The organism is Stenotrophomonas sp. T8 (genome assembly GCF_051853085.1).
Taxonomy (GTDB): domain Bacteria; phylum Pseudomonadota; class Gammaproteobacteria; order Xanthomonadales; family Xanthomonadaceae; genus Stenotrophomonas; species Stenotrophomonas sepilia.
In genome coordinates, this window is record NZ_CP195329.1 from 3,290,179 (window position 1) to 3,314,488 (window position 24,310).

The following is a 24,310-nucleotide window of genomic DNA, read 5'->3' on the forward strand; positions in this document are numbered from 1 at the left end:
GGCTTACTCCCTGGCCTTGGCGGCAGCGGCCGGCGTAGCCGGCTTCAGCACGGGACGGTTCTGCCGGTCCACGGCGATCACCGGCTGACCGGCCCGCAGCAGGTGGCCACCCGCAGCAACTACCCAGTCCCCCCCGCTCACGCCCGACAGTACCGGTACCGTCTCGCTGCCAAACACACCGGTGGTAACCGTTGCGGCCCTCAGCGTGCTGTTGGCTGGATCGACCACCCATACGCTGGCGGCACCGTTGACACCGCGCTGCAGCGCGCCGAGCGGCAGCTGCAGGGTGCCGTGGCGACCGGCGCTGCTGTAGACGCGGGCACTCTGGCCCAGTTCGACGTCGGCCAGCGCATCGGCCGGCAGGCTGACCCGGGTCGCATAGGTGCGAGCCTGCGGATCGGCAGCGGCGGCAATCTCCCGGATCGTGCCCGGCAGGCGCTGGCCGGGGCGGTTCCACAACTCCACCTCGACCGGCTGGCCCACCGCATAGTCGCGGATGGTGGCCTCGGGCAGGTCGATCAGCACTTCGCGGCCACCGTCGGCAGCCAAGTTGAAGATGGTCTGCCCGGCGGACACCACCTGCCCGGCCTCGGCCTCGCGGCTGGCGATCACACCGTCGGCTGGCGCGCGCAGCTGTGCGTAGCCGGCCTGGTTGCGCAACACATCGAGGTTGGCGCGGGCGGCGTTGGCCTGGCCCTGCGCGGCCTTGAACGCGGCGGACTGCTGGTCCAGCTGCGAGCGGCTGACCAGCTGCTGGTCGGCCAGCACCTGGTAACGCTTGAGGTCATCGCGGGCACGCACCAGATCGGCTTCGGCTGCCGCCAGCTGCGCCTGCGAGGCACGGGCCTGCAGCGCGAAGTCGGCCACGTCCAGCTCGGCCAGCACGTCGCCCTTCTTCACCCGTTGCCCGGCATCGACGTGGCGCTTGACCAGGTTGCCGCCAACGCGGAACGACAGCGGGCTTTCCTGCCGGGCACGCACCGTGCCCGGGAACGCCGCCGGCGCCTGCCCGGCCTGCTCGCCGGGGTGAACCACCAGCACCGGCACGGCCGCCGGTGGCGCCTGTTCCTGCCCCGAACAGGCTGCCAGCGCAGCCATCCACACCATACCGCCCATCCAGCGCACGATCTTCATCGGTCAACGTCCTGAAACGCAGGGTTGCAACTAAGGAGGGAGCCGCGACTGCCGGCCCAATTTAATAAACCGGCCGGTATAGTATAAATATCGAACCGCTTGGTCTAGTATTGTTGCGATGAGTTCTCCCACTTCCCGCAAGCCGTCGGCCAAGCCCGCTGCCAAGGCCGCCGGACCCGGGCGCCCCAAGGACCTCGGCAAGCGCGCGGCGATCCTTGAAGCAGCCAAGGCACTGTTCATCGAACAGGGGTATACCGGCGTGAGCATGGACACCATCGCCGCTCAGGCCGGCGTCTCGAAGCTGACTGTGTACAGCCACTTTGGCGACAAGGAGACGCTGTTCTCCGAGGCGGTGCAGTCAAAGTGCGTTGAAATGCTGCCCGACGCGTTGTTCGTAGCCGACGCGGACGGCCCGCTGCGCGACCAGCTGATCGGTATCGGCCTGGCCTTCTTCGAGCTGATCACCTCCGACGCGGCGATCTCGATCCAGCGCATGATGATGGCGCCGGAGACCGACGAACGCCTGCGCGCGCTGTTCTGGAAAGCCGGCCCCGAGCGTACCTGCGAGGCGCTGGCCGATTTCCTGCGCGCCCGCGCCGAACGCGGCGAACTGGAGATCACCGACTGTGCTCTGGCCGGCGAGCAGTTCCTGACCCTGGTCAAGGGCGAAGTGCACATGCATATGATGTGCGGCATGCCACTGTCGCCCGTGGAATGCGACCCTGTTGCCCACGTGACCGCCAGCATCGACTTCTTCCTGCGCGCCTACGCGCCGCGAGGGGCCGGAACGGCTGAATAACCAAAACTGAACGAACCGGAGGTCGCGATGACTTCCGGCACTGCGACCCCGGCCCCCGGCAGCTGATGCTCTGGGCGCGCCGCCGGCCTCCGGCACCGGTAAAATGGCCGGCCCACTGCGCTGGATTTGAACCTCATGACGATTGATTACGCCCACGCCCGCGAACTGATGGTGGAACAGCAGATCCGTCCCTGGGACGTGCTGGACATCAAGGTGCTCGACGTCCTGGCCCGCCTGCCGCGCGAGGCCTTTGTCGCCGACGCGCACCGGGCACTGGCCTACGCCGATGTCGAACTGCCGATCGGCCACGGCCAGAAGATGATGAAGCCGGTCATCGAGGGCCGTACCCTGCAGGCACTGGACCTGCAGCCGGGTGACGAAGTACTGGAAATCGGCACGGGCAGCGGCTTCCTGTCGGCCTGCATCGGCGCGCTGGCGCGCGATGTGCTGAGCCTGGAAATCGACCCGGAGCTGGCCGCCGCTGCGCGTGCCCGCCTGGACGCCTCCGGCCTGGGCAGCAACGTCCGCGTGGAAGTGGCCGATGCCCTGTCCTGGCAGACCGAACGCCGCTTTGACGTGATCTGTGTCACTGGTGCGGTCGACGTGGTGCCGTCACAGTTCGCCTCGTGGCTGCGTCCGGGTGGCCGCCTGTTCGTGATCCACGGCCGCTCGCCGGCGATGGAGGCCCTGCTGGTCAAGGCCGACGGCAGCTCCGAGTCGCTGTTCGAGACCGATATCGATTACCTGCGTGGTGCCGCCCCGGCCCCCCAGTTCCACCTCTGAGTCCAAGGAAGCCGCAATGATCCGCCGATCCCTCGCTGTTGCGCTGGCCACTGCCCTGCTGCCGTTGTCCGCCCATGCCGCCGACCTGCTGCAGGTCTACGAAATGGCCCGCAACGGCGATCCGCAGCTGTCGGCCGCCGAATCGACCCGGCTGTACGACAAGGAAGGCGCCGTGCAGGCGCGTGCCGCCCTGCTGCCGCAGATCAACGGCCAGGCCGCGCTGAACCGCACGCGCAGCGAGCCGAACGCCGACGCCAACTCCGGCTCGTTCACCAACAAGCGCCGCACCTACACGATCGACGGCAGCCAGACGCTGTTCAACTGGACCCAGATCAACAACCTGCGCTCGCAGCGTGAGCTGAGCAAGGCGGCGGACTTCACCCTCGAATCGGCCAACGACAACCTGATCGTGCGCACCTCGGCGGCCTACTTCAATGTGCTGGTGGCGATCGAATCGCTGAACGCCGCACAGACCAATGAAGCGGCCGCGAAGAAGCAGTTCGACTTCGCCGACAAGCGCCTGGAAGTGGGCCTGGCGCCGATCACCGACGTGCACGAAGCACGCGCCCAGTACGACCAGGCGCGCGCCAACACCATCATCGCGCAGAACACCCTGGCCGATAACTACCAGGCCCTGACCGAACTGACCGGCCAGCCGGTGACCAACCTGCGTGGCCTGCCGGCGGACTTCCGCCCGGAAGTGCCGGCCAACCGCGGCAACATCGACGAGCTGGTGCAGCAGGCCACCACCCAGAATCCGGCGCTGAAGGCGCAGGAGCTGAAGGTCAGTGCCGCCGAAGCCGGCGTGCAGGCTGCCCGTGGTGGTCATTACCCGACCCTGTCGCTGGGCGGCAGCTGGGGCAAGAGCGCCACCTGGGGCGACAGCACCGGTGCCGGCTCGCTGTCGCCGGATGCGCGCACCAACAGCATCGGCCTGACCCTGAGCGTGCCGATCTTCTCCGGTGGTGCCACCCAGTCCGGCGTGCGCCAGGCGCTGGCGCAGCGTGACATCGCCCAGGACGGCTACGAGCAGCAGAAGCGTGCCCTGGATCGCAATACCCGCAATGCCTACCAGACCCTGGTGCAGGGCATCAGCGAAGTGGAAGCCCGCCGCCTGGCGGTGGTTTCGGCGCAGAGCGCGTACGACGCCTCGCAGGTGGGCCTGGAAGTCGGTACCCGTACCGTGCTGGATGTGATCCAGAACCAGCGCATCCTGTTCTCGGCGCAGCTGGACTATGCCCAGGCCCGCTACACCTTCCTGCAGAACCGCCTGCTGCTGAGCCAGTCGCTGGGTGCGCTGGACGTGGCCGAACTGCAGGACGTCAATCGGCTGCTGACCCAGGACGCGGGCAACCCGGCCACGACCACGCACTGAGTCGCCGCCCCTGCAACGAAAAAGCCACCCGCGAGGGTGGCTTTTTTGCAGGTGCTGCATCCACACACGCGCCCCCCCCCCCGGCGTGGCCCCACGAACCGTCAGCCCGGCCACGCGCGCAGGCGTTCCAACGCCGCAAGCACGCACAGCGCGGCTGCCAAAGGGGCCAGCATCGACATCATCAGCCCGCAGCCGGCTGCGCCTTGCCGGGTGTCATCCCGACGCCGCCGCAGCACCGCCAGGCACAGCGCCGCCATCACCGCCAGCGTTGCCGGACCCGGCAGCGCCGGCAAGGTGCCCTGCGGCAGCCACAACACCAGCATCACCGCCGGCAGCGCAACCACCATTGCGCTCAGGCGCGTGCGGGATCGTCCCGCCGCGTCAGCTGCGCGGAGCCACAACGATGTGGCCAACCGGACGGCCAGCATCAGCAGCACCAACTGCAGGGCGGCCAGGCCCGCTGCCCCGGCCAGGGGCAACAATGGCAGCATCCACTGCAGCTCGGGGTGCACCTGCAGCGCCACCGCCAGTGGCCGGGTACTGGCGAGCGCGGAAAACTCGACCAGCCCGGCCTGCAATGCTGCCAGCACGATCAGCAGCAGCATCGCCAGCAACGAGACCAGCGCCAGCACCGCCGGCTGCCACATCGCGCCCTGGCGGCGCAGCGCAGGAAAGCCCAGTGCCAGGCCCACGCTGGCAAATATGCCCAGCAGCGGCACCGCAGCCGCCAGCACGCCCCCCAGCCCGAAGCGATACGGCGCGGTCGCCGGAGGCAGCCAGGGAATCCAATGCCCGTAGTGCACGTGACGTGCCGCCAGCGCCAGCAGCAACACCCCCACACCGATCTTCACCGTCAGCAGCGCACAGGCCGCCAGGGCCACACCCCGCGGCGGCAGCAACGCGAGCGCGCTCAACGTCAGCAGGCCCACGGCCGCCGCTATCTGCACGGGCAGCCAGTCGTTGGCATGGAGGCCTCCGGTAGCCAGCACCGCATGTACATGGCGGGCCATGGACTGTGCCGCGCCCGCCGTGGTCGCCGTCAGCTCAAGCAACAGGATCGTGCCCAGAACGACGGCCACCCGTGGCCCCCAGCTGGCGGCCAGCAGCCCGTACAGGCCATCGGCCGCCGGCAGTCGCAGCACCAGATCCTGCAGGCAGCACAGCACCAGGCCAGCCCCCAGTGCGGCCAGCAACAGGCTCAGTACGATGGCGGGGCCCGCCTGTGCCGCCGTGTGCTGGCCCACCAGCGCGATCACGCTGCCGCCCACCAGCAGCGTCAGTGCCACCACAGCCAGGTGGTCCATCCCCAAGCGCGCCCCACCGGTGCCGTCCCTGCCCCTGTCGCCGTCCATCGCAAGTTCCCTTGATATCCGCCCAAGCGCGGTCGACAGCAGGCTGGCAGCCTGCGTCGTCCTGCGGAATCGGAATCGGTGCTGCGTGCGCCACGATGTGATGGCAGGCACGCTGCCATCGGCAGGGTCGGTCCAGCAACGACAGAAAAATCGTCGCTAAGCAGAATTGATGAAGTTGATCACGACAACGCAGCGCAGCGCCGCCGACGCCGCAACGCCGGGATCACTCGCGTGGCGGTGGCAGGTGCGGTGCGACCAGCGCAAGCGTGCGCTGCAGCGCGCCACGGCCATTGCTGACCAACGTGCAGCCCGCACGCGCCATGTCTTCGCGGGCCTGCGCATCTTCAAGCAGATGCTGCAGCAGGTCGCCCACCGCCTGCGCATCTTCGCCGATCAGCAGCGCACCGGCCTCGCGCATGCGCCGGGAGATTTCCGCGAAGTTGTGCAGGTGCGGGCCGGTCACCGCCGCGGTTCCCATCGCAGCGGGCTCCAGCAGGTTGTGGCCACCGATGGCCTGCAGGCTGCCGCCGACGAAGGCGACCTGGGCGCAGGCGTAGAACGGCATCAGCTCGCCGAGGGTATCGATGACGAACACGTCTGTGGCGGCGTGCGGCCACTGGTCCACGCGGCGGGTCGCCACGCTCCAGCCCTGTTCGCGCGCCAGCGCTTCCACCTTGGGGAAACGTTCGGGATGGCGCGGTGCCCACAGCAGCAGCAGATCCGGATGCTGCTGGCGCAGGCGGCGGTGCAGGTCGATCACCGCCTGCTCTTCGCCGTCATGGGTACTGGCGGCGATCCATACCGGGCGCGCGCCCGGCACCCGTGCATGGAACTGTTCGACGAAGCCCTGCACGTCCGGCGTGGTGATGTCGAACTTCAGGTTGCCCAGTGCCTGCACCTGGCCGGGCTCCGCCCCCAGCTGCACGAAGCGCTCGGCATCGTCCTGCGACTGCGCGGCCACGCAGGTGACGGTGCGCAGGGCGCGGCGGATCAATGCGGCCAGCAGCCGGTAGCCGCGCAGCGAACGCGCCGACAAGCGGGCATTGAGGATGTAGACCGGAACACCACGGTCACGGCAGCCGAACAGCATGTTCGGCCACAACTCGGTTTCCAGGATCAGCGCCAGGCTGGGCTGGAAATGGCCGAGGAAGCGGTTGACGCTGCCCGGCACGTCGTACGGCAGGTAGACATGGTCCAGCGCGTCGCCCCAGAGCGCACGCACGCGCTCGGAGCCGGTCGGAGTGATGGTGGTGATGACCCAGCGGATGTCCGGGCGCTGCTGGCGCAGGGCATTGACCAGCGGCGCGGCGGCATTGACCTCGCCCACCGAGACCGCGTGCAGCCACACCCGTGGCTGGCCGGTCGGCTGCGGATAGGAGGCGTAGCGTTCGTCCCAGCGCCGGAAGTACTCACGGACCCGGAAACCGCGCCAGACCAGGTGGTACACGGTGATCGGCAGCAGGATATAGAGCACGACCGAGTACAGGCCGCGCAGGATCCATTCGACAGGGTCTTTACGCATGCGGCAAGGATACGGGAGCCCCCCGGGAAAGACACGCGGCCGCCTTGGTAGAATGGCCCCATGTCAGATGCCTCCACCGCCGTCCGCCCGTCGCTGCGCGATCCGCGCAACTGGCCGATGTTCGCCGCCATGTTCGGCGCCTTCGCCATCGCCCGCCTGCCGTGGATGCTGCAGCGCGCGCTGGGCCGGGGCGTCGGCTGGATCACCTGGCGCCTGCTCGGCAGCCGCCGCCGCGCCGCCGAGGTCAACCTGCAGCTGTGCTTCCCCGAGAAGGACGAAGCGTGGCGGCAGCGCCTGGTGCGCGACAGTTTCGATGCGCTGGGCGTCGGCGTGTTCGAGTGCATCCGCGCCTGGTGGGGCAGCATCGACAGCATCCGCCCGCAGGTACGGGTCGAAGGCCTGGAACACCTGCGGCAGATGCAGGCCGAAGGCCGCGGCGTCCTGCTGGTCTCCGGCCACTTCATGACCCTGGAGATGTGCGGCCGCCTGCTGTGCGACTACGTCGATCTTTCCGGCATGTACCGCAAGCACAAGAACCCGGTGTACGAGTGGGCGGTCAAGTTCGGCCGCCTGCGCTATGCCAAGGCGATGTTCGCCAACGAGGACATCCGCGCGACCGTGCGCCACCTGAAGAAGGGCGGTTTCCTCTGGTACGCGCCAGACCAGGACATGCGAGGCAAGGACACGGTATTCGTGCCGTTCTTCGGCCACACCGCTTCGACCATCACCGCCACCCATCAGCTGGCGCGCATGACCGGCTGTGCGGTGATTCCGTACTTCCACCGGCGCGAAGGCGGAAAGTACTTCCTGAAGATCGGCGCGCCGCTGGAGAACTTCCCCAGCGAGGATGTGGAAGCCGATACCACCCGGGTCAACCAGGCCATCGAAGCGATGGTGCGAGAGGCTCCCGACCAGTACCTGTGGATCCACCGCCGCTTCAAGCGCCAGCCCGGCGGCCGGAGTGATTTCTACAAATAGCGGTGCGGCGGGAGGGTTTCATCCACGCATGGCGTGGATTTGATGACGCGGAGCATTCTGAAGTAGATCCACGCCATGCGTGGATGCTCTACATCCGGATGGCGGCACCTACAACGGCCAACGGCACCATGCGTGCGGGTACTCACCCAACGTGCTGGCCAGGCCCGCACGGACCGGATTGGCCATGATGTACATCGCCTTCTCATGAAGGGATTCATCGCTGCGTACGGCGTGATCGTGGTAACCGCGCTGCCACAGCGGCCCTTGTCGCTCCAATCGCCGGTTCAACAGACGGCTGCTGCGTGATTTGAGCAGGGCCATACACTCGGCCAGGGTTCCTCCGCGCAGCTCCATCAGCCAGTGCAGATGGTCGGGCATGACCACCCAGGCGAGGCTATGGCTGAAGCCCTTGCGCTCTACGAAGCGCAGTGTGTCGATAAGGATCGCAACGTTTGCCGCATCGGCGAACAACGGTTCGCGGCCGAGGGTTGCTGTGGTCAATGAGTACACGTTGCCGGATCGGGAATACCGACCGTAGCGAAGTCTGGGGCTGGCCATGCCTCCAGCGTGCGATACGCATGGAAACACCGGTAGTGGTGGTTGACCGGTATTCGCGTCGGGAATGCTCCATCCACGCATGGCGTGGATCTACCAAAGCACGCTCCGTTCGGTACATGCAGTAGAGCCGCGCCATGCGTGGATGGACGATCAGAGCACCGTCGGCGTGTCGTCCGCGTCCCGCGCCAGCAGGCTGCCGGCGAACAGGGCTGCCAGCAGCACCGTCAGGCCACCCCAGAAAGCGGAATAGAACGCCAGGTGCGTATTGAGCGGGAACACCGTGACCGCCAGCGCCAGCATCGCCGGCCGGGCGCGATCACGCGCAGCCGCCGGGGCATAGCGCCAGGCCCGCCAGGCCTGCGCCACCGCCGCCAACCACAGCAGCAGGCCCAGAACGCCGGTCTCGGCAAGGATTTCCAGCACGATCTGGTGGGCGTGCAACGCCGGTTGGTTGCCCCACACGGCGGGGCCCTCATCTGACACGCAGGCCGGATACGCATCGCGGAAGCCGCGCGCACCGACACCGTTGACCGGATGCTCCTCGATCATGCACACCGCTGCGGTCCAGATGCGCGCGCGCCCCGAAAGCGCCTCGTCAACGCCCTGCCCGTCTTCGTTCCATGCCTGCGCCGTGCGCGCGACACGCTCGCGCAGCTGCGGCACGCCCGCTGCCAGTGCGGCCGTACCCAGCGCTGCCACCAGGGCCAGCAGCAGCAGCCGCTTCCAGCCGAACTGGCGCACGCCGCTGTAGGCCAGCACCAGCACAAAGGTGATCCACGAGGCGCGCGAACCTGCCAGCAGCAGCACGCACCCCAGTGTTGCAGCGGCCAGCAGCCACCCTGCATTGCCGAAACGCCGCGCCATCGGCAGCAGCAGGAACGGTGACAGGCTGGCCAGCACCTGGCCGAATTTCAGATTGCAGGGCCCAAGCGCGCCACTGAGGCGGTCGGCCAGTGCGGCTTCGTCGGCCGGGCACAACGCGTGGCCACTCACGGCCAGCTTCAGGTGTTCCAGCGACCAGAACCACGGGCTGGTGCCAGCCAGCGCCTGCACCAGCGCGTCCAGCGTCCACACGCCGGTGATCAGCGCCAGGCCACCGAAGGTCAAGCGCCGCCGTTCCGGCGTGGCCACCGCGATCGCCACCAGCCACATGAAGGGCAGGTAGCGCAGTCCGGCGGCCGCCTTGGTCCACGAGGCCGAAGGGTCGATCGCATCGATGGCCGAAATCGCCTGCGGCAGCCAGTAGCCGAGGAACAGGATCGAGGTCAGCGCCCACGCCGCCGTGCTCAACAGGTGCGGGCGGCGCTGCAGCCGGCGCATCACCATGCGCGCGGCAGCATAGACCGCGCCAAGGCCCAGCACGGTTTCGGCAATGCCCGGCAGCGGCCACATCGCCACGTACGCCAGCACCCACCAGGGCGCCCAGCGCCCGGCACGGTCGTCGCGCACGATGGCAGCGGGGTCAGCCGGCGAGATCGGCATAGAGGCGGAGGGTGTCGCGCTGCATGGCCTGCAGGGTAAACGGGATGCGGGTCGGCAGGGACGGCGGCTGCGCCAGCAGGGCCAGCGCACGTTCACCCAGCGCGTGCGCGTCGCCCAGCGGCACCGCACCGCTGGGCTGCAGCTGCTGCAGCAGTTCGCCGACGCCACCGTGGTCCCAGCCCAGCACCGGGCGGCCGACCGACAGCGCCTCGAGCACGGTGCGGCCAAAGGCTTCCGGCTTGTCCGACAGCTGCAGCACCAGATCGCTGGCGGCGTAGGCCTGGGCGATGCGGACGGTAGGCGTGCTGATCTGTACGGCCTCGGCCACGCCCAGCGCCGCGGCCTGGCGGCGCAGGCCAGCCACGTAGGCCTCGCGCCCGGGTTCGTCGGTGCCCAGCATCCACAGCTGGGCAGGCACGCCGGCGGCACGCACGTCGGCCAGCAGCTGCAGCGCGTGGGCGTGGCCCTTCAGCCGGGTGCCGCGCCCCGGCAGCAGCAGCAGCGGGCCCTCAACCTGCGCCAGCCAAGGGTAGTCGGCCGCCAGGGCCAGCCGCGGGCGGCGGTCGGCGCGCGCCACGCGCGGGAACTGGTTGACGTCGACACCTCTCGGTACGACCCGCAGTTTTTCTTCCGGCACCGTCGGGTAATGGCGTTGCACGTAGGCACGCACGGTGTTGGACACGCAGATCACGCGTTCGCCACTGGTCATCACCGCGCTGTAGCGGCTGGGTGAGTTCAACCCGTGCACGGTGGTCACCCAATGCGGGCGCTGTGCGGCGGGCATGGCGCGGATCGCGTACAGGCCCAACCAGGCCGGCAGCCGCGAACGGGCATGCACGATGTCCGCACCAACTTCGGCAAACAGCCGGCGCAGGGTCGGCAGATGGCGCAGGGTCAGCAGCGACTTGCGGCCGATATCCAGGGTGAGGTGCTCGGCACCGCTGTCCAGCAGCGGCTGCACCAGGCGGCCGCCGGCAGACACCACCAGCGCGCGATGGCCGGCGGCAACCAGGGCCGCAGCGATTTCCAGGGTCGAGCGCTCGACACCACCGGAGTGCAGCGCCGGCAGCAACTGCACCACGGTCAATCGGCGCATCGAAGGGGCCGCCGTTTAGTCGGCCAGCACGAACACGGACCCGCAGTACGGGCACTGCGCTTCGCCGTTGGGCTCGTCCTCGATCGGCAGGTACACGCGCGGATGCGAGTTCCACAGCGCCATTTCCGGGGTCGGGCAGCTCAACGGCAGATCGCTGCGGTGCACGGTGTAGCGCTTCTCGGCGTTGGCGGGCGCGGTGGCGGTATGGCTCATGGCGGATTCGGTGAACGGGTTGCGAGGCCTGTGATTCTAGCATCTGGGCCGCAACGACATTGCCCCGCAACGGGCCTTTGCACGCCGCCGCCGATGCCTCGCATCTCCCCGCCGCACGCCGGGCGGCGGTGATTCCGGGGATTTCGCGGTCGTTCCGGCAGGTTCGCTCGCCAGAATCGGCTCCAGCGATATTTCCCGCATTTGGATCGAACTAAATGGCACTTGCCAGCGCGCGGCGGCTGTTGCAGGATCGGGCCAGGTCGCACCTCGACCCACCCAATCCAACCCGATCGCATGGCCCGCCCCCACCGGACCGGCATCGCCTCTTCCACTGCCAGCCTGGCGGGCGGAGCGATGCTGTCCGTGGTGTCCGCCGATGCGGGTTCGCCCGCCGCCAGCCCTTCCGGGAGACCCTTGCATGACCCTGTCCGATCCGCGCCGCGCCCTGCTTCCGCTCGCCCTGGCCCTGGCCTGTGCGACCACTGCGATGCCGGCGCGGGCGCAGGGGCTGCAGACCTCGTTCGAACCGGGCGAACCTGTCCCGGCGCAGGCCACCGGTGCGCTTCAGGTCACGATCGGCAATGGACCGGCCGCGCCCTACGCCGCCAAGCGCAATGCCGGCTACAGCGGCCTGCATGCGCTGCGCTACAGCAGCGAAGGCGGCAGCGCGCGGCGCGAACTGTTCAAGGCCGACCTGCCCATCGAGGCCGATACCACGCTGTCGTGGCTGGTGCTGCCGGAAATCGTCGGCAAGGACACCGTCGCCTCGACCTATGTATCGCTGGACCTGCTGCTGGACGATGGCAGCCGCGTTTCGGCCGGTGCGGCACGCGACCAGCATGGCGTGGCGATCGGCGCGCGCGCGCAGGGCGAATCGAAGACGCTGTACCCGCAACAGTGGGCCCGCAAGGCGGTGCGGCTGGGCGACGTGCCCACGCTGAAGGGCCGCCGCGTGGTGGCGATCGAGCTGGAGGTGGCCAGCGCCGAGGGTGCGCCGGTCTCTGGCTGGATTGATGACGTGCGCCTGGATGCCCAACCGCGGCAGCGGCCGCAGCGCGTCTCCGACTGGGTGCTGACCACCCGCGGCACCCAGGCCAACGGCACCTTCTCGCGCGGCAACAATTTCCCGGCCACGGCGGTGCCGCACGGGTTCAACTTCTGGACCCCGGTGACCGACGCCGGCGCACTGAACTGGCTGTACCGCTGGAACGAACAGAACGATGCGCAGAACCGCCCGCAGCTGCAGGCACTGGCACTGAGCCACCAGCCCAGCCCGTGGATGGGCGACCGCCAGACCTTCCAGGTGATGCCCTCGGCCAGCCGTGGCGTGCCGGACGCCGACCGCCGCAAGCGCGCGCTGTCGTTCGACCGCCGTCATGAAAGCGCGCGCCCCTACCGCTACGACGTGCGCTTCGACAATGGCATCGCTGCTGCCATCGCACCGACCGACCATGCCGCGCTGTTCCGCTTCCAGTTCCCCGAGGGCGGCGACGCCAACCTGCTGTTCGACAATGTCGATGCGCGTGGTGGCCTGACCCTGGACACGGCCACGCAGACCCTCAGCGGCTACACCGATACGCGCAGTGGCCTGTCCAACGGCGCCAGCCGCATGTACGTGGTGGCCAGCTTCGACAAGCCGTGGCGCAGCAGCGGCCGCCTCGACACCGGCCGCCCGACCGGTTACATCAAGTTCGATGCCGGCAGCGACCGGCAGGTGACGATGCGTATCGCCACCTCGCTGATCTCGGTGGAACAGGCGCGTCACAACCTGGCGCTGGAAATCGCCGCCGCCGACACGCTGGAAAGCGTGGCCGGCCGTGCGCAGGATGCATGGGACGCGCGCCTGGCCCGCTTCGACATCGGCGATGCCACTGACGACCAGAAGACCACCTTGTATTCCAGCCTGTACCGGCTGTACCTGTATCCCAACTCCGGCCACGAGAATGCCGGCAGCGCGGCCGCGCCTGACTGGCGCTACGCCAACCAGGCCAGCGCCAGCGACGACAACACCGAGGGCAGCGCGAACCGCAGCTTCACCGGCGTGCGCGATGGCAAGGTATTCGTCAACAACGGCTTCTGGGACACCTTCCGCACTACCTGGCCAGCCTATGCGCTGTTCACGCCCGACGATGCCGGGCAGATGGTGCAGGGCTTCATCGAGCAGTACCGTGCCGGTGGCTGGATCGCACGCTGGTCGTCGCCGGGCTACGCCGACCTGATGGTCGGCACCAGTTCGGACGTGGCCTTCGCCGATGCGTGGCTGAAGGGCATCGGCGGCTTCGATCCGGCCGAGGCCTACGCCGCCGCGCTGAAGAACGCGACCGTGGTACCCCCCGACCGCCATGTCGGCCGCAAGGGCATGGACCGTTCGACCTTCCGTGGCTACGCCAGCGCGGACGTGCACGAAGGCATGTCGTGGACGATGGAAGGCGCACTGAATGACTTCGGCATCACCAACATGGCCGAGGCCCTGGCCAAGCGCGCGACCACGGCGGCGGCACGCGAGCGCTACAGCACCGAGGCCGACTACTTCCGCCATCGCGCCGCCAGCTACGCGACGATGTTCGATCCGGCCGCCGGCTTCTTCCAGGGCCGCAAGGCCGATGGCCAGTGGCGCGTGGACGCCAGGGCCTACGACCCGCGCGTGTGGGGCCACGACTACACCGAATCCAATGGCTGGACCTTCGCCTTCACCGCCGCCCACGATGGCGAAGGACTCGCCGCGCTCTATGGTGGCCGTGACAAGCTGGCAGCGAAGCTGGATGCCTTCTTCGCCACGCCGGAAACCGCCGACCCCGCGTTTGCCGGATCCTACGGCGGCACCATCCACGAGATGACCGAAGCGCGCGATGTGCGCATGGGCATGTACGCGCACAGCAACCAGCCGGCGCACCACATCCCATGGATGTACCTGTACGCCGGGCAGCCGTGGAAGACCCAGCAGCACGTGCGCGAGATCCTGTCGCGGCTGTATGTGGGCAGCGAGATCGGCCAGGGCTATCCGGGCGACGAGGACAACGGCGAGACCTCCGCGTGGTACGTGCTGGCTTCGCTGGGCTTGTATCCGCTGCGCATGGGCGCCCCGGAGTACGTGATCGGTTCACCGGCGTTCGAACATGCGAGGGTGGAACTGCAGGGCGGTGCGGTGCTGACCGTGAACGCGGCCAACAACTCACGCGAGAACGTCTACGTGCAGTCGCTGAAGATCAATGGCAAGCCGTGGACGAAGACCTGGGTGCCGCACGAGCTGATCGCCAAGGGCGCGACGCTGGACTTCGTGATGGGGCCGCAGCCGTCGCGCTGGGGCAGCGGCGTGGACGATGTGCCGCGCTCGCTGACCGCGCGGGGCCAGCGCCCGCAGCTGCTGCACGACCTGCTCGGCAGTGGCGCCAAGGCGACGCTGGCCGATGGTCGCGCCCTGCCAGCGCTGGTCGACGACGATGCCGCCACGACCGTCGGCCTGGGCGGCGGCGCAACCATCGCACTGACCGGCCTGGGCGACGGCGTGCCGACCATGTACACGCTCACCAGCGGTGACGGCCGCATCCAGGGCGGCGAATGGACGCTGGAAGCGCGCAGCGGCAACGGCCGCTGGATCGTGCTCGACCAGCGCAGCGGCGAAGCCTTCGAGTCTGCCCGCCAGACCCGACCGTTCCACATCGCCAAACCCGGTCGTTACAGCGAGTATCGGCTGCGCCTGGCCGCACCGGGCCGGCTGCCGCTGGCGGAGATCGAACTGTTGGCGCCCAGCGCCGTACAATGAGCCCCATGCGCTACCGTCTGCTGCCTCTGGCCCTTGTTGCCCTTTCCTTCTCCAGCTTCGGCCAGACCCAGGCCTTTGATGCGCAGCTGATCCGCGACGGCGTGACGCTGAACTACCAGGACGCCCGTGGCGCCCTGGCCGCGCCGCAGCGCAAGCGGGTGATCGATACGTTCTACTTCGCCTACCTGCGCGAACGTGCGGACTTCCACCCGGCCGCGCCGTCGATGGTGCGCATCGTGATCGACCCGGCCTACACCGGGATCGCCTTCGTCGGTGACAAGGACCAGGCCGCAACGATCACCATCAACCCGGGTTGGCTGGCGCAGCACCCCAACGACATCGACCTGGTCACCCATGAGGCCATGCACATCGTGCAGGGCTATCCGGGCTATGGCGACGCACGGGTGCCGGGTTGGCTGGTGGAGGGCATCGCCGACTACGCACGCGACCGCTACGGCATGGACAATGCCGCCGCGGGCTGGGCACTGCCGGGCAAGGTCGAGAAGGGGCAGAACTTCGACAGCGGCTACCGTGTCACCGGTGCGTTCCTGAAATGGGCCGACGCCGAACATCCAGGCCTGGTGCTGGCACTGGACAAGGCCCTGCGCGACGGCCGCTATGCACCGGCGCTGTGGCAGAAGCACACCGGCAAGGCACTGCCGGCGCTGTGGGCGCAGTACGCCAAGCCGCGTTCCGACGCTCCGCCGCCGGCCCCTGCACGCCGCGGCAAGCGGCGCTGACGCCCACGCTGTCGCCGGCGCCTCAGCGCGACTGCACGAAACCGGCGTACAGCGCGAACAGCTGCTGGAAGTACCGCCGCGTCACTCGATTGCGCATGACACCCTCGCCGATGGGAAGTTGGTCGGGCCCAGGGTGGGAAGGCCGGTCCGGTCCCTTCCCACGGCCGGGCCGCGTGGGCGTATTGGGCCGCAGTGGCGTTGCAGGGAAATGACCGGGTTGCATAGCGCGTGTGGCACAGCCCGGGGTAGAACCGGCCGCTGGCCGGCTGTCGTCGTGTATCTGGACATGATTGAGGTTGCCGGCCAGCGGCCGGCACTACCCGTTTCCGCTGCGCGGAAACAAAAACGCGCCCCGTGGGGCGCGTTTCCGCAGCTGTCGCTGGAAAGAAGGCTTATGCCTTCTTTTCCGCTTCCAGCTGCTTCCTGATCTGCGCATCGACCGCCGCAATGGCGGTCATGTTCAGGATCCGGCGCGAGGTCGCGCTGGTGGTCAGGATGTGCACCGGCTTGTTCACGCCCATCAGGATCGGACCGATCGCCACGCCGTCGGTGAACACGCGCACCAGGTTGTAGGCGATGTTGGCCGCTTCCAGGTTCGGCAGCACGAACAGGTTGGCGCGGCCCTGCAGGGTCGAGCCCGGCAGCAGCTTCTGGCGCAGCGCTTCATCCCATGCGGTGTCGCCCTGCATTTCGCCATCCACGTTCAGGCGCGGGTTGCGCTTGAGCAGCAGCTCGCGCACCTGGCGCATCTTCAGCGCATCCTTCGAATCATGGCTGCCGAAGTTGGAGTGTGACAGCAGCGCCACCTTCGGCTCGATGCCGAACAGCTTCATGCGATAGGCCGCCTGCAGGGTCGCCTCGCACAGCTGCTCGGCGGTCGGGTCTTCCTGCACGTGGGTATCGACGAAGAAGAACACGCCCTGCTGGTTGATCACGCCGGTCATCGCCGAGGTCGAGGTGACCTTCGGCTCCAGCGGCAGCACGCTGCGCACGTAGCCCAGCTTCTTGTGGAAGCGGCCGACGATGCCGGTCAGCATCGCATCGGCTTCGCCACGGGCGACCATCACCGCTGCGATCAGGGTCGGGCGCGAACGCATCAGGTTCTTCGCCGCGGCCACGGTCACGCCGCGACGGCCGGTCAGGCCGTGGTAGTACTGCCAGTATTCGTTGAAGCGCGGGTCGTCGTTGATGTTGGTGACTTCAACGTTCTCGCCGATCTTCAGGCGCAGGCCGAGGCGCTCGATGCGCGACTCGATCACTTCCGGGCGACCGATCAGGATCGGATGCGCCAGGCCGTCATCGACCACGTTCTGCACTGCCTGCAGCACCACTTCCTCTTCGCCCTCGGCGTACACCACGCGCTGCTTGTCGCTGCGCGCGCGGTCGTACACCGGCTTCATCATCAGGCTGGTGCGGTAGACGAACTGGGCCAGCTTGTCGCGGTAGGCGCCCATGTCCTCGATCGGGCGCGAGGCCACGCCCGAATCCATCGCGGCCTGGGCCACGGCGGCCGACAGTTCCACCAGCAGGCGGCGGTCGAACGGGCGCGGGATCAGGTATTCACGGCCGAAGCTCGGGGTCTCGCCGCCGTAGGCCGAGCCCATGTCGGTGGCTGCACGGCGTGCCAGTGCAGCGATGGCGCGCACGCAGGCGATCTTCATTTCCTCGTTGATCGCGGTGGCGCCCACGTCCAGCGCACCACGGAACAGGTAGGGGAAGCACAGCACGTTGTTGACCTGGTTCGGGTAGTCCGAACGGCCGGTGCCGATGATCGCGTCCGGACGCGCAGCGCGCGCCACCTCCGGCATGATTTCCGGGGTCGGGTTGGCCAGCGCGAAGATCACCGGATCCGGCGCCATGGTCTTGACCATGTCGGCGGTCAGGATGCCCGGTGCCGACAGGCCCAGGAAAATGTCCGCGCCGTCGACGATCTCGGCCAGGGTGCGCTTGTCGGTGTCGCGCGCATAGCGCTGCTTTTCCGGGTCCAGGTCGGTACGACCGGTGTGGATCACGCCCTCGCGATCGAAGGCCAGGATGTTCTCCGGCTTCAGGCCCAGCTGCACCAGCATGTTCACGCAGGAAATGCCGGCCGCGCCCATGCCCGTGGTCGCCAGCTTCACTTCCTCGATCTTCTTGCCGGTGATCGCCATCGCGTTGAGCACGGCCGCGCCGACGATGATCGCCGTGCCGTGCTGGTCGTCATGGAATACCGGGATCTTCATGCGCTCGCGCAGCTTGCGCTCGACCACGAAGCATTCCGGCGCCTTGATGTCCTCCAGGTTGATGCCGCCGAAGGTCGGTTCCAGCGAGGCGATGATGTCGACCAGCTTGTCCGGGTCGGTCTCATCCACTTCGATGTCGAACACATCGATGCCGGCGAACTTCTGGAACAGCACGCCCTTGCCTTCCATCACCGGCTTGCCGGCCAGCGCGCCGATGTTGCCCAGGCCCAGCACCGCGGTGCCGTTGGAGATCACCGCCACCAGGTTGCCGCGGGCGGTCAGCTCGCTGGCCTGCTGCGGGTCGGCCTTGATCGCTTCACAGGCGTACGCCACGCCCGGCGAATACGCCAGCGACAGGTCGCGCTGGGTCAGCATGGGCTTGGTAGCGGAAACCTTGATCTTTCCCGGCGGGGACATCCGGTGGTAATCGAGGGCGGCCTGTTTGAAATCTTCGTTGGACATCGATGTGGGTTACATGAATGGGCAGAAGGGACAGGGGATGATACCCCCGTTGGAGCGTCCGGACCTGTCGCAATCCTGTCGCAAGCATGCTGCGACCGCACAATTCCGTGCCGTATGCGACGGTACCGCGATACCAGCTTCGGCGCTGCCCATGACAGCCATGGGACGCCCTGAAACGCCGCGGGGCCGTACCACTGACGTGATCGGCCCCGCGGTACCACACACCTGGATCAGCCCTTGGCCGGCAGCGCCTCGGGCAGCGCATCGACCGGCGGCGGCAGTTCGCTCTCGCGGCCATCCAGCGCCAGCTGCAGGCGGTTGCGGTCCAGCGCGCCTTCCCAGCGCGAGACCACCACGGTGGCCACCGCATTGCCGATGAAATTGGTCAGCGAGCGGCATTCGCTCATGAACCGGTCCACGCCCAGGATCAGCGCCATGCCAGCCACCGGTACCTCCGGCACCACGGCCAGGGTGGCGGCCAGGGTGATGAAACCGGCGCCGGTGACACCGGCCGCGCCCTTGGAGCTGAGCATGGCGACCAGCAGCAGGGCGATCTGGTGGCCCAGGGTCAGTTCGGTGTTGGTGGCCTGGGCGATGAACAGTGCCGCCAGGGTCATGTAGATGTTGGTGCCGTCCAGGTTGAACGAGTAGCCGGTCGGGACCACCAGGCCCACCACCGACTTGCTGCAGCCGGCGCGTTCCATCTTCTCCATCAGCGACGGCAGCGCCGACTCCGACGAGGAGGTGCCGAGCACCAGCAGCAGTTCGGCCTTCAGGTAGCGCGCCAGCTTGAACACCGAGAACCCGCACAGGCGGCAGACCACACCGAGGATCACCGCCACGAACAGGAACGCGGTGAGGTAGAACGAGCCCACCAGCCAGGCCAGGTTGATCAGCGAGCCGACGCCGTACTTGCCGATGGTGAAGGCGATCGCACCGAAGGCACCGATCGGGGCGGCCTTCATCAGGATGTGCACCAGCTTGAACACCGGGGCGACCAGCGCCTCCAGGAAGTTCAGCACCGGCTTGCCCTTCTCGCCCACCATCGCCAGCGCGATGCCGAACAGCACGGCCACGAACAGCACCTGCAGGATGTTGCCATCGACAAAAGCGCTGAGCAGCGTCTTCGGGATGATGTCCATCAGGAAGCCGACCAGGGTCAGGTCATGCGACTTCTCGACGTAGCTGTGCACTGCGGTCTGGTCCAGCTCGGCCGGATTGATGTTCATGCCGGCGCCGGGCTGCACCACGTGCGCCACGATCATGCCGACAATCAGCGCCAGCGTGGAGAAGAACAGGAAGTACGCCATCGCCTTGGCGAACACCCGGCCCACCGTGCGCAGGTGGGTCATGCTGGCGATGCCGGTGACGATGGTGAGGAAGATCACCGGCGCGATGATCATCTTCACCAGGTTGATGAAGGCATCGCCGAGCGGCTTCATCTTCTCGCCGACCAGCGGTTCGTAGTGGCCGAGGATGGCACCCAGGACGATCGCCACGATCACCTGGAAGTACAGCTGGCGATAGATCGGCAACGGCTTTGCAGGCACCGGTGCTGCGGTCGGGATGTGCATGGCGGACTCCGGAAGGGGCGTTTTCAGGCACGTACGGCCCCGGGACTGCACGGGAGCCGTTACCGTGGAAACTGATCGCAGGCCCTGTACTGCACGCACAGGGGGTGCGACCAATGGACGCCTTTGTACGCGCCAGGCACGCCGGCGCAGATAACCTATTGGTACTAGCCCCCCGGTTCAGGTGGCACAGGTGCCTACACTGGCGCCGCACCGCCCGGAAACGGGAAGGCCGGTGGCCCGGGCTGAACGGCTGGGCATGTCCCTGCGAAAGTTTCGGCCCCTGCGGCCGTTGATGTCCTGTCCACACGCAATCTGAGAGAGCCGCACCCAACATGCGCCCGAATCCCACCTTGCTGGCCCTGTCGCTGGCCGCCCTTCCCGCCTTCGCCTCGGCCGCCGATTTCGACAACTGGCCGACCAGGTACACCTTCGGCGATGGCACCGAGCTGGCGGCCACCGCCAACATCGCCTACGACTACAACGACTTCTCCTCGGCCAGCGGCCTCGAGGACGACGACGCTGTGCGGCGCAAGGAATTCGGTGCGACGCTGAAGAAGAAGGGCGTGTACGACGCGATGGTCTACTACGACTTCCAGGCCGATACCTGGCTGGACGTGTTCGTGCGCTTCGAGAGCAAGGCCTTCTTCGGCCGTGACGTCGGCCGCTTCCGCTTCGGCTACATGAAGACCCCGGTCGGCCTGGATGCGAACACCTCTTCGCGTGCCGGCAGCTTCCTGGAAACCTCGCTGCCGGTGCAGGCCTTCTACGAAGGCCGCCGTACCGGTGTGGAATGGGTGCTGGAGCGCCCGCAGTACCTGCTGCAGGCAGGCGCCTATGGCGGCAAGGACCTGCAGGGCGACAACCCCGGAACCACCCAGGCGGTGCGGGCGGTGTGGACGCCGGTGAAGGCACCGGGTGACGTTATCCACCTGGGCCTGGCCTACTCGCAGGAGAACCCACGCGGCTACAGCGACGGCCGCGACGTGCACCACGAGGCCAGCGCCCGCCTGCGCGCGCGCCCGGAAGCCGGCCTGACCGACATCCGCTACGTCGATTCCGGCGCGCTGGTCACCGCCGACCAGATCCGCCGCACCGGCCTGGAAGGCATCTGGGTCCGCGGCCCGTTCTCGCTGCAGGCCGAAGCGCTGCGCGCCACGGTCACCCGCCATGACGGCAAGCCCGACTTCACCGGCAGCGGCCAGTACGCGATGGCCAGCTGGGTGCTGACCGGCGAATCGCGGCCGTACAACGCCGGCGCGGTGGCCAACATCAAGCCGGCGCACAACTACGGTGCGGTCGAACTGGTGGCGCGTTACAGCCGCCTGGACCTCGACGATGGTGACATCCTGGGTGGCCGCCAGCACGACCTGACGTTGGGTGCGAACTGGTACCTGACCAGCCACTTCAAGTTCCAGGCCAACTACGTGAAGGTCGACGCCAGCCGTCGTGGCGTGCACAGCACGCCGGAGATCTTCGAACTGCGCGCGCAGATGCACTTCTGACCCCTTCCACGTCAGAGCCCGGCGGGCGTGCACGCCGCGCCCGCCGGCCCTGCGTAGACTGCCGCCATGTATTGGCTCAGCCGCCACCGGATGCTGTTGCTGACCATCCTGGTGATGGTCGGTGGCACCGTGCTGTGCGCGGTCGCCGCTGGCCATTACGCCTGGCGGCGCGCGCTCGGCGACGAAAGCAGCCAGGTGCAACGCCAGCTGCAGCTGTATGGCCAGGGCCTGCAACAGCGCATCGACCGCTTCGGCACCTTGCCGCAGGTCATGGCGCTGGATCCGGATCTGCTGCACGCACTGCGTGTGCCGCCCTCGCCCGGCGAACGTCAGCGACTGAACCTCAAGCTGCAACGTGCCAATGAAGTCACCCGGGCCTCGACCCTGACCCTGGTCGGCCACGATGGTGTGGCGGTGGCGGCCAGCAACTGGGACCAACCGACCAGCAACGTCGGCGAGAACTACAGCTACCGCCCCTACTACCGCCAGGCGCTGGCGCAGGGCCGTGGCCGCTTCTACGGCATCGGCATGACCACCGGCGTGCCCGGCTATTACCTTTCGCAGGCCATCGAGGCTGACGGCAAGCGGCTCGGCGTGGTGGTGATCAAGGTCGAGCTGTCCGCGCTGGAACAGGAATGGTTGAGCAGCCCGGACGTGGTGCTGGCCAGCGACGACCATGACGTCGTATTCCTGTCCAACCGGGACAGCTGGCGCTACCGGCTGCTGCGTCCGCTGCGTGCCGGTGAGCGCCGCGAAATGCTCGATGCACGTCAGTACGCCGACCGTGCCCTGCAGCCCTTGCGTGCACGTACCGAAGACGTGCTGTCCGATGGCGGCCGCATGGTGCGGCTGCTGGATCCTGCGCTGCCGCAGCCGAGGCTGTGGCAAAGCCTGGCGCTGCCCGCCGAGGGCTGGAACCTGCACCTGCTGCACGACGCCGGCGCCGCTACTGCAGCAGGTCGCGCGGCCGCCCTGACCGGCGGTGCCGCGTGGCTGGCCTTGGGCTTCCTGGTGCTGTTCGTGCAGCAGCGCAGGCGCCTGGCCAAGCATCGCCTGCGCAGCCGCCGCGAACTGGAAACCCTGCTCAAGCAGCACGCACAGGAGCTGCGCACCGCACAGGATGGCCTGCTGCAGGCCGCCACCGACGCCGACAGTGGTCTCAGCCGCAGCCTCGAACACCTGCCGCAGGGTGTGGTGGTGATCGACCGCGACCTGCGCCTGGTCGCGTGGAATTCGCGCTATCTGGAACTGTTCCGGTTCCCGGCAGACCTGGTGCGCGTCGGCCGGCCGATCGAGGAACTGTTCCGTTTCAATGCCCGTCGTGGCCTGCTCGGTCCCGGCCCGGTGGACGAGGCCATCGAGCGCCGCCTGAACCACCTGCGCAGTGGCCGCCCGCACATGCGCGAGAGCGAAAAGGACGACGGCACGGTGCTGGAGATCCGCGGCAATCCGCTGCCCGACGGCGGCTTCGTCACCAGCTATGCGGACATCACCAGCTACAAGAATGCGGCGCGCGAACTGCGCTCGCTGGCCGATGCGCTGGAACACCGCATCGCCGAGCGCACCCGTGACCTGGACGAGGCGCGGCGCGAGGCCGAGCAGGCCAACCGATACAAGACCCGCTTCGTCGCCTCGGCGGTGCACGACCTGCTGCAGCCGCTCAACGCTGCGCGCATGTTCGTCTCAGTGCTGCGCGGCAAGCTGGGCGACCCGGCGCAGCAGCAGACTGCCGATCATATCGATGCCGCGCTGGCGGCGCAGGACGCGATCCTCAACAGCCTGCTGGATATCGCGCGGCTGGAATCAGGCAGCCTGCCCACCCGCGTACAGGCGTTCCGGCTGGGCCCCCTGCTGCAGACACTGGCGCGCGAGTTCGGCATCGCCGCGCAGTCACGCGGGCTGGTGGTGGACTGGGTCGATAGTCATGCCGTGGTGGTCAGCGATGAAGCGCTGCTGCGCCGCATCCTGCAGAACTTCCTGTCCAACGCGCTGCGCTACAGCGAACGCGGTCGCGTGCTGCTTGGCTGCCGCCGCCGTGAAGGACTGCTGTGGATCGAAGTGCACGACCAGGGCCCGGGTATTCCCGACGCGTTGCAGGGCGAGATCTTCGAGGAGTTCCGTCGCCTGCACGACGGCCAGCAGCGCGGCGCCGGCCTTGGCCTGGCCATTGTCGACCGCATCGGCCGCCTCCTCGGCCATCCGATCCGGCTGCGCTCGCAGCTGGGCCGGGGCAGCGTGTTCGCGGTAGGCGTACCGTTCGGCGAAGCCAGCGCGATTCCGGCCACCGCGCCTGCGCCGGTACTGGCGCAGGAACCGGGCGCGGACAACCCGCTGCGTGGGCGTCGGGTGTGGGTGATCGACGACGATCCGCACGTGTGTGCGGCCAGCCGTGCGCTGCTGGAGCGCTGGGGCTGCGAGGTGGCGCTGGCCGATGGGCCACAGGCGGCGCTGCAGTTGGCCAGTGCCGAGACGGTTCCGGAGCTGGTGCTGCTGGATGTGCGCATGGGCGATCACCACGGGCCGGTGCTGTACGAGACGCTGGCGGAGTTGTGGCAGGCACGCCCACCGGTGGTGCTGGTCACTGCAGAGCGCGATGCGGGATTGCGTGAGATGGCCGCCGAGCGCGGCTGGGGAATGATGGCCAAGCCGGTGAAGCCGCCGGCGCTGCGGGCGCTGATGAGTCAGTTGTTGATCCGGCATCGCGGGTAGTTTCCAGCCAACGGCGCAGCCCCTCGTGGGTGGACGCGCAAAGCAG

At 68.1% G+C, this 24,310-nt stretch carries 17 protein-coding genes; 8 read left to right on the top strand and 9 right to left on the bottom strand.

Features of this window, described 5'->3' with window-relative positions:
* Window positions 1-3: 3 nt before the first annotated feature.
* Window positions 4-1,134 carry an efflux RND transporter periplasmic adaptor subunit gene (locus ACSDHM_RS15265; protein WP_088497410.1) on the bottom strand — a complete coding sequence of 377 codons (1,131 nt, stop codon included), beginning with the start codon at window positions 1,132-1,134 and terminating at the stop codon, window positions 4-6.
* A 118-nt stretch (window positions 1,135-1,252) separates the two neighbouring features.
* On the opposite strand from ACSDHM_RS15265, the gene ACSDHM_RS15270 reads away from it, so the two are divergent.
* From ACSDHM_RS15270 to ACSDHM_RS15280, 3 genes are all read left to right on the top strand, one after another.
* On the top strand, window positions 1,253-1,933 hold the full coding sequence (locus ACSDHM_RS15270; protein WP_072167595.1) for a TetR/AcrR family transcriptional regulator: 681 nt from the start codon (window positions 1,253-1,255) through the stop codon (window positions 1,931-1,933).
* 135 nt (window positions 1,934-2,068) lie between these two features.
* A complete protein-coding gene (locus ACSDHM_RS15275) occupies window positions 2,069-2,716 on the top strand; it encodes a protein-L-isoaspartate O-methyltransferase family protein (RefSeq protein WP_049416694.1) in 648 nt (215 codons plus the stop codon).
* A gap of 16 nt (window positions 2,717-2,732) precedes the next feature.
* A complete protein-coding gene (locus ACSDHM_RS15280) occupies window positions 2,733-4,091 on the top strand; it encodes a TolC family outer membrane protein (RefSeq protein WP_005419128.1) in 1,359 nt (452 codons plus the stop codon).
* 101 nt (window positions 4,092-4,192) lie between these two features.
* On the opposite strand, the gene ACSDHM_RS15285 is transcribed toward ACSDHM_RS15280, so the two are convergent.
* Entirely contained in the window at window positions 4,193-5,395 is a 1,203-nt protein-coding gene (locus tag ACSDHM_RS15285; protein ID WP_409349621.1) for an amino acid transporter, read from the bottom strand.
* A 271-nt stretch (window positions 5,396-5,666) separates the two neighbouring features.
* Window positions 5,667-6,965: a lipid IV(A) 3-deoxy-D-manno-octulosonic acid transferase gene (waaA, locus tag ACSDHM_RS15290; protein ID WP_065178339.1), complete on the bottom strand. Its 1,299-nt coding sequence runs from the start codon at window positions 6,963-6,965 to the stop codon at window positions 5,667-5,669.
* A gap of 60 nt (window positions 6,966-7,025) precedes the next feature.
* Between waaA and ACSDHM_RS15295 the strand changes: the two genes are divergently transcribed.
* Window positions 7,026-7,943, top strand: coding sequence for an LpxL/LpxP family Kdo(2)-lipid IV(A) lauroyl/palmitoleoyl acyltransferase (locus ACSDHM_RS15295; protein ID WP_061479569.1), 918 nt, complete (start codon window positions 7,026-7,028; stop codon window positions 7,941-7,943).
* 108 nt (window positions 7,944-8,051) lie between these two features.
* Here ACSDHM_RS15295 and ACSDHM_RS15300 read toward each other — a convergent pair whose 3' ends face one another.
* From ACSDHM_RS15300 to ACSDHM_RS15315, 4 genes are all read right to left on the bottom strand, one after another.
* Window positions 8,052-8,501 carry an REP-associated tyrosine transposase gene (locus tag ACSDHM_RS15300; protein ID WP_072167598.1) on the bottom strand — a complete coding sequence of 150 codons (450 nt, stop codon included), beginning with the start codon at window positions 8,499-8,501 and terminating at the stop codon, window positions 8,052-8,054.
* Between the two features lie 150 nt (window positions 8,502-8,651).
* Entirely contained in the window at window positions 8,652-9,983 is a 1,332-nt protein-coding gene (locus tag ACSDHM_RS15305; protein ID WP_439426365.1) for an O-antigen ligase family protein, read from the bottom strand.
* The gene (locus ACSDHM_RS15310; protein ID WP_061479571.1) at window positions 9,964-11,079 is read right to left on the bottom strand and encodes a glycosyltransferase; all 1,116 of its coding nucleotides are present in this window, start codon (window positions 11,077-11,079) and stop codon (window positions 9,964-9,966) included. The genes ACSDHM_RS15305 and ACSDHM_RS15310 overlap by 20 nt, the downstream gene beginning before the upstream one ends.
* Before the next feature lie 15 nt (window positions 11,080-11,094).
* Window positions 11,095-11,292 carry a zinc-finger domain-containing protein gene (locus ACSDHM_RS15315; RefSeq protein WP_005410967.1) on the bottom strand — a complete coding sequence of 66 codons (198 nt, stop codon included), beginning with the start codon at window positions 11,290-11,292 and terminating at the stop codon, window positions 11,095-11,097.
* 418 nt (window positions 11,293-11,710) lie between these two features.
* On the opposite strand from ACSDHM_RS15315, the gene ACSDHM_RS15320 reads away from it, so the two are divergent.
* A complete protein-coding gene (locus ACSDHM_RS15320; RefSeq protein ID WP_439426366.1) occupies window positions 11,711-15,055 on the top strand; it encodes a GH92 family glycosyl hydrolase in 3,345 nt (1,114 codons plus the stop codon).
* Window positions 15,052-15,795, top strand: a complete 744-nt coding sequence (locus tag ACSDHM_RS15325; RefSeq protein ID WP_072167601.1) for a basic secretory protein-like protein — start codon at window positions 15,052-15,054, stop codon at window positions 15,793-15,795. The genes ACSDHM_RS15320 and ACSDHM_RS15325 overlap by 4 nt, the downstream gene beginning before the upstream one ends.
* 392 nt (window positions 15,796-16,187) lie before the next feature.
* Here ACSDHM_RS15325 and ACSDHM_RS15330 read toward each other — a convergent pair whose 3' ends face one another.
* Window positions 16,188-18,479, bottom strand: a complete 2,292-nt coding sequence (locus ACSDHM_RS15330; protein WP_005419150.1) for an NADP-dependent malic enzyme — start codon at window positions 18,477-18,479, stop codon at window positions 16,188-16,190.
* A gap of 230 nt (window positions 18,480-18,709) precedes the next feature.
* Window positions 18,710-20,053: a dicarboxylate/amino acid:cation symporter gene (locus ACSDHM_RS15335; protein WP_072167602.1), complete on the bottom strand. Its 1,344-nt coding sequence runs from the start codon at window positions 20,051-20,053 to the stop codon at window positions 18,710-18,712.
* A gap of 332 nt (window positions 20,054-20,385) precedes the next feature.
* Between ACSDHM_RS15335 and ACSDHM_RS15340 the strand changes: the two genes are divergently transcribed.
* Both ACSDHM_RS15340 and ACSDHM_RS15345 read left to right on the top strand, forming a co-directional pair.
* Window positions 20,386-21,555: an OprO/OprP family phosphate-selective porin gene (locus ACSDHM_RS15340; protein ID WP_188240621.1), complete on the top strand. Its 1,170-nt coding sequence runs from the start codon at window positions 20,386-20,388 to the stop codon at window positions 21,553-21,555.
* Window positions 21,556-21,621: 66 nt separating this feature from the next.
* On the top strand, window positions 21,622-24,264 hold the full coding sequence (locus ACSDHM_RS15345; RefSeq protein WP_188240620.1) for a hybrid sensor histidine kinase/response regulator: 2,643 nt from the start codon (window positions 21,622-21,624) through the stop codon (window positions 24,262-24,264).
* The last annotated feature ends 46 nt before the right edge of the window (window positions 24,265-24,310 follow it).